A 5,388-nucleotide genomic window follows, 5' to 3' on the forward strand; every position below is an offset into this window, starting at 1 on the left:
GCATATGGATTTAGGGACTCAGAATACTTTTTTCTGAAAATCAAGGCGGCCTTCCCCGGAAAGCCGCGATGAACCAATTTCAAGGGGTGGCTGTTTATTTTTTCCTCAATAGTGGTGACCGGGGGAAAACGACCTCGCAATGGCAGCCTGCACCCTGAGCCTGCTCGGCAGCAAGACATGGTCGCGGAGGGCCATCACCAGAGAGTGAGGAGGCGCTTGCGGCCACTCGCGAGCGCCTCTTCGGCTATTTTTCCAGCCACACAAGGGAGGCCATGCGACCCGTCTGTCCATCGCGGCGATAGGAGTAGAAGCGCTCGCTGTCGTTGAAGGTGCAGTATTCGCCGCCATAGATGGCGGTGACACCGGCGCGGGCGAGGCGCAGTCGGGCCAGCTGGTAGATATCCGCCAGCCATTTCCCTTCGTTGAGGGATGGCACGAATGCAGTCGCCGCTTCCGCCTGCTCCGTCATGAAGGCCTCACGCACTTCGCCACCCACTTCGAACGCGGCGGGACCGATGGCCGGGCCCAGCCAGGCCAGGATCTCGCCAGGCTCGCAGCCCATGGCGGCGATGCTTGCCTCCAATACGCCCCCCTTCAGTCCGCGCCAACCGGCATGGGCCGCCGCCACTACGGTGCCTGCCCGATCGCAGAACAGCACCGGCAGGCAGTCGGCAGTCATCACGATGCAGGCCTGCCCCGCCTCATGAGCACAGGCGGCATCGGCATCCGGTACGCGCTCATAACGGTCGCTCACCGGATGGACGGCGATGCCATGTACCTGGTTGAGCCAGTTGAGAGTGCCGGGGATCCCCGCCACCTGCTGCAGCCGGGCGCGGTTGGCCTCGACCCTGGCCGGTTCATCGCCCACATGGGCCCCGAGGTTCAGGCCGGCAAAGACCCCTTCGCTGATGCCGCCGTCCCGGGTGGTCGAGAGAGCCCTGACATTGCCCGGCGCGGGCCAGTCGGGTGCGATCCAGTTCATCTGTGGCTCCTTTCGTTCATATGAAAACGGGGCCCCTTGGCTGCAACCAGTCAAGGGGCCCCGCGTCAGATCATGGAGGGCAGATTACGGCAGGAATCGTCGCAAGGCCGCCCCCGGGATCAGTTCCAGACCAGATCGTCCGGATTGGCCAGGGTATCCGCCCGCAGCACTTCCATCAGCGCCACCATGTCCTGCGGCGTGGGGGAGTGCCACTCCATCACTTCACCCGTGATGGGGTGCGCCAGCTTCAGCATGGTGGCGTGCAGCGCCTGACGGTGGAAAGCGCGCAGGGCCTCGGTCAGTTCGGGGGTGGCGTTGCGCAGCAGACGCAGACGACCGCCGTAGGCGGGATCCCCCACCAGCGGATGCTTGATGTGGGCCATGTGGACACGGATCTGGTGGGTACGGCCGGTCTCCAGCCGCAACCGCAGACGGGTGTGACCACGGAACTTCTCGTGCACCCGGTAGTGGGTGACGGACTCGCGCCCGTTGGGCACTACGGCCATGTGGGTCCGCTGGGTCGGGTGACGACCGATGGGGGCATCGACGGTGCCGCCGGCGGTCATGTGACCGATGGCAATCGCCTCGTACTCACGGGTGATCTGGCGTGCCTGCAGGGCTTCCACCAGGTGGGTCTGGGCGGGAATGGTCTTGGCCACCACCATCAGCCCCGTGGTGTCTTTGTCCAGACGGTGCACGATACCGGCGCGGGGGACCTCGGCGATGCCGGGGTAGCGGTGCAGCAGGGCATTGAGCACGGTGCCGTCCGGCGTACCGGCGCCCGGGTGAACCACCAGGCCGGCCGGCTTGTCGATCACCAGGATGTGTTCATCTTCATAGACGATGTTCAGCTCGATGTTCTGGGCATCCCAGCGGGTGTCGTCTGCCAGTTCCACATTCACATGTACCTGCTGCCCGGCCACCACTTTCTCGCGCGGGGTATTGGCAACCTGACCGTCCAGGGTCACTCTGTCCTGTAAAATCCACTCCTTGATGCGGGTCCGGGAGTAGTCGGGAAACAATTCGGCCAGGGCCTGGTCGAGTCGTTGCCCGAATTGGTGATCCTGAAATTCGCCTGTCAGTTCAATATGCTGGCTCATGTATGGTCTCTTGAGCGGGGGTATCAATTCGAAATAATCCGGGTATTCTAGCTTTTCTTTTAGCCAAGCATAACGGATACTTTGCCAATTTCGTGGAAATGGACCGGATGTTGTTGATGGGAAAGAAGTCTCACCTGCTGATGTCGCTCGCCTTGGTCGCTACTCTGATCACTGGCTGTTCCAGCACCAAACCCAAGGTTCCCGACGAACCGCCGGAAGTTCTGTACCAGAAAGCCCGCATCAAACTGGATACCGGCAACTACCTCAATGCCATCGAACTGCTGGAAGCGCTGGACTCTCGTTACCCGTTCGGTGCCTACTCCAACCAGGTTCAGCTCGATCTCATCTATGCCTACTACAAGCAGGATGATACCGCCCAGGCGATCGCCAACATCGACCGTTTTATCCGCCTGAACCCGGCGCACAAGAACATCGATTACGTCTTCTATATGCGCGGCCTGACCAACATGGCGGCGGATTACAACTTCTTCCAGGATTTCCTCGGCATCAATCGGGATGACAAGGACCCCTCCTACGCCCGTCAGGCCTTCCAGGACTTCAAGACCCTGCTGCAGAACTACCCCAACAGCAGCTATGCAGCAGATGCCCGTGCCCGCATGATCGGCCTGAAGAACCGTCTTGCCCGCTATGACCTGGGGGTAGCCGAGTACTACGTCAAGCGTGACGCCCTGATCGCCGCCGCCAACCGCGCCAAGCTGATCGTCGAGACCTATCCCGACACGGTGGAAACCGAGAAGGCACTGGAAATCATGGTCAACGCCTATGACACCCTGAAGATGCCGACCCTGGCCCAGCATGCCCGCGAAGTGCTTGCCAAGAACTACCCGGACAACCGTCTCGGTCGCGGCTGAGTAGCGAACGAACAATGAAAAACCGGAGCCACTGGCTCCGGTTTTTTTATGGCCGACGGCGGCACTCCGGGGTCACTGGTGCTTACCCTGCTGCTTGGCCCGCATGATGTTGATGATCTCGATGTCGGTATCCAGCATCCCCTCCCTGGAGAGGCGACCCAGGTTGGCGATGGTCTGGTCCACATCGTCCGAGACGATCCCCTCGCTCTGGGGCACGCGCAGGTTGTTGATGGCCATCAGCGAGGATTTCACCGCCGCCGAGGTGGAGGTGGAGACCTTCATGGAGCAGGCGCTGCCGGCGCCGTCGCAGATGATGCCGGAAACATCCCCAATCATGTTGTTGATGCAGTGGCTGATCTGCTCGAACTGGCCCCCCAGCAGCCAGGTGATGGCGGCCCCCGATCCCATGGCGGCGGTACTGGCGGCACACAGGGCGGAGAGCTTGTTCTGGTAGGCCTTGATGTAGATGGCCACCAGGTGGCTCATCACCAGGGCACGGGCCAGCTGCTCGTCATCGGCCTTGAGGAAGCGGGCGGCGGCGACCACCGGCATGGTGGCGGCAATGCCTTGGTTGCCGGAACCGGAGTTGGACATGGCGGGCAGCATGGCGCCATCCATCCGCGCATCGGAGGCGGCAGACGACAGGCGCATGGCCAGGGTCATCAGATCGTCGGAAAGCAGCTTGCGTTCCACCTGGTCGGTGAGGATCTTGCCGATACGCAGGCCATAGCCCTGCAGCCCTTCGTCCGCCAGCGCCTGGTTCATGGTGGCCGCCTCGCGGATGAAGTCGATCTCGGCCGGCGGCACCTCCAGGGCAAAGGCCACGATCTCCTTCAGGGTCATGGCGGGCTTGTCGGCCTTGGCTGGCTGGATCTGCACTCCGGGGGCGCTGTCCTGCACCATCAACACCTCGCCATCCTTCTCCATCAGCACGATGCGGGTGTGGTCGGTACAGATCACCACCCGGGCGCTGTGCCCCTCCACTTCGGCCAGCACCTCGGCGTAGAGCACGTCGGGCACATCCTTCACATCCACCTCTATGGTGGGCAGCAGCCCCTTGGCCGCCTCGACCTGATCCGGCGTGAGGCTCTTGAGCACCTCCAGCCCGGCATCCGGGTTGCCACCGGTGATGCCGACGGCGGCGGCCACCGGCAGGCCGATCATGCCGGTGCCGGGCACGCCGACCCCCATGCCGTTCTTGAACAGATTGCCGCTGACCCAGACGCGGGTGCGGGTCGGTACCTGGCCCAGCAGCTTGCGGCAGTTGGCCGCCGCCAAGGCGACCGACATGGGCTCGGTGCAGCCGAGGGCCGGCACCACTTCACGCTTGAGCAGGGTAATAAAGTCGGTCCATTGTGCGTTCATTGCGATGTGTCTCATGTTCATGACGCCCGCGTGCGGGCTCGTCATTGTTGTTCGGCCAGTTCCGCCTTGTGATTGCGGATATGCAGGTAAACGGTATGGCGGGAGATGCCGAGCAGCTCGGCCACCAGTTGGGCGGCATCCTTGATCTCGAAGATGCCCATGTCGTAGAGCCGGTGCACGATCGCCTTGTTGCGCACGCTGCTGCCCAGCCCGGGATCCCTGTCCACCTTGGCGATCACCTGCGCCACCAGATCATCCACCGAGCTGGCGAAGGTCTCGGTGCCGTGGGCTGGGGGCACTGCGGGCGGGGCAAAGGTGTCGAGCAGGCTGCCAAGGGACGTGTCCAGGCTGAAATTCACGCACAGCATACCGATGGGTTTGCCCTCGCGGTTGCTGATGGTGATGGACGAAGACTTCAGCAGGGTGCCCTCCCGGGTGCGGGAGAAATAGCTGCTCCACTGGCTGCCGGCGGCACTGTGCAACTTGTCGAGCGCAAAATCGGTGACCGGCGCTCCCTCCTGGCGGCCGGTGATGTGGCCGTTGGCAATCTTGATGACGGAGGCGTGCAGACTGTCAAAGGCGTGCAGCACCACCTCGCAGCCCGGGCCAAACAGGGCGGACAGCGCCGCCACCGCAGGCTCGAAGCTGGCGATCAGATGGCGCTCTTCATCGGTCAGTGTGCTGGCGTCGCGCAAGGGAGCTACCTCGGTCATGGGGTCATCCGGTCAACGTTGGGTAAGGATATTCAAAGCGGACTCAAATAAAATTGAGCAAATCCGCTTTTTGCGCGGGCATTATGCCCGACTGGTGAGACAACACCACAAAATGTGAGCAAAATCACGACTGAAATGAAAAAAAGGCCCCATGAGAGGCCTTCAAGGTGGTTTTTTGGTGCTTTTGCTCAACTTTAATTGAGCCAGGGCTCGTCAGTCAGTCCGGACAGGCAGGCACCACCGCCTGTCTGTTCCCTGCCACGGTCATCCACTCTGGTCATAAAAAAGGTTCATCGCGGCTTTCCGGGGAAGGCCGCCTTGATTTTCAGAAAAAAGTATTCTGAGTCCCTAAATCC

5 protein-coding genes are annotated in these 5,388 nt (G+C 62.0%); 1 reads left to right on the top strand and 4 read right to left on the bottom strand.

Annotated features, from left to right (window positions below; translation table 11 throughout):
- Nucleotides 1–244: 244 nt before the first annotated feature.
- Nucleotides 245–982 carry a peptidoglycan editing factor PgeF gene (gene pgeF, locus PG887_RS21640; protein WP_270822884.1) on the bottom strand — a complete coding sequence of 246 codons (738 nt, stop codon included), beginning with the start codon at nucleotides 980–982 and terminating at the stop codon, nucleotides 245–247.
- Between the two features lie 119 nt (nucleotides 983–1,101).
- Nucleotides 1,102–2,082 carry a 23S rRNA pseudouridine(1911/1915/1917) synthase RluD gene (gene rluD, locus PG887_RS21645; protein ID WP_042864780.1) on the bottom strand — a complete coding sequence of 327 codons (981 nt, stop codon included), beginning with the start codon at nucleotides 2,080–2,082 and terminating at the stop codon, nucleotides 1,102–1,104.
- A 116-nt stretch (nucleotides 2,083–2,198) separates the two neighbouring features.
- Here rluD and PG887_RS21650 point away from each other — a divergent pair, with 116 nt between their 5' ends.
- Nucleotides 2,199–2,954 (top strand): outer membrane protein assembly factor BamD, encoded by a 756-nt coding sequence (locus PG887_RS21650; RefSeq protein WP_039039695.1) that lies wholly within the window; start codon nucleotides 2,199–2,201, stop codon nucleotides 2,952–2,954.
- A 72-nt stretch (nucleotides 2,955–3,026) separates the two neighbouring features.
- Here PG887_RS21650 and PG887_RS21655 read toward each other — a convergent pair whose 3' ends face one another.
- Nucleotides 3,027–4,334: an L-cysteine desulfidase family protein gene (locus PG887_RS21655; protein WP_199769682.1), complete on the bottom strand. Its 1,308-nt coding sequence runs from the start codon at nucleotides 4,332–4,334 to the stop codon at nucleotides 3,027–3,029.
- Nucleotides 4,335–4,360: 26 nt separating this feature from the next.
- Nucleotides 4,361–5,032 (bottom strand): helix-turn-helix transcriptional regulator, encoded by a 672-nt coding sequence (locus tag PG887_RS21660; protein ID WP_270822885.1) that lies wholly within the window; start codon nucleotides 5,030–5,032, stop codon nucleotides 4,361–4,363.
- Between the last annotated feature and the right edge of the window lie 356 nt (nucleotides 5,033–5,388).

The sequence above is a fragment of the Aeromonas sp. QDB14 genome (assembly GCF_027707845.1).
GTDB lineage: Bacteria > Pseudomonadota > Gammaproteobacteria > Enterobacterales > Aeromonadaceae > Aeromonas > Aeromonas caviae.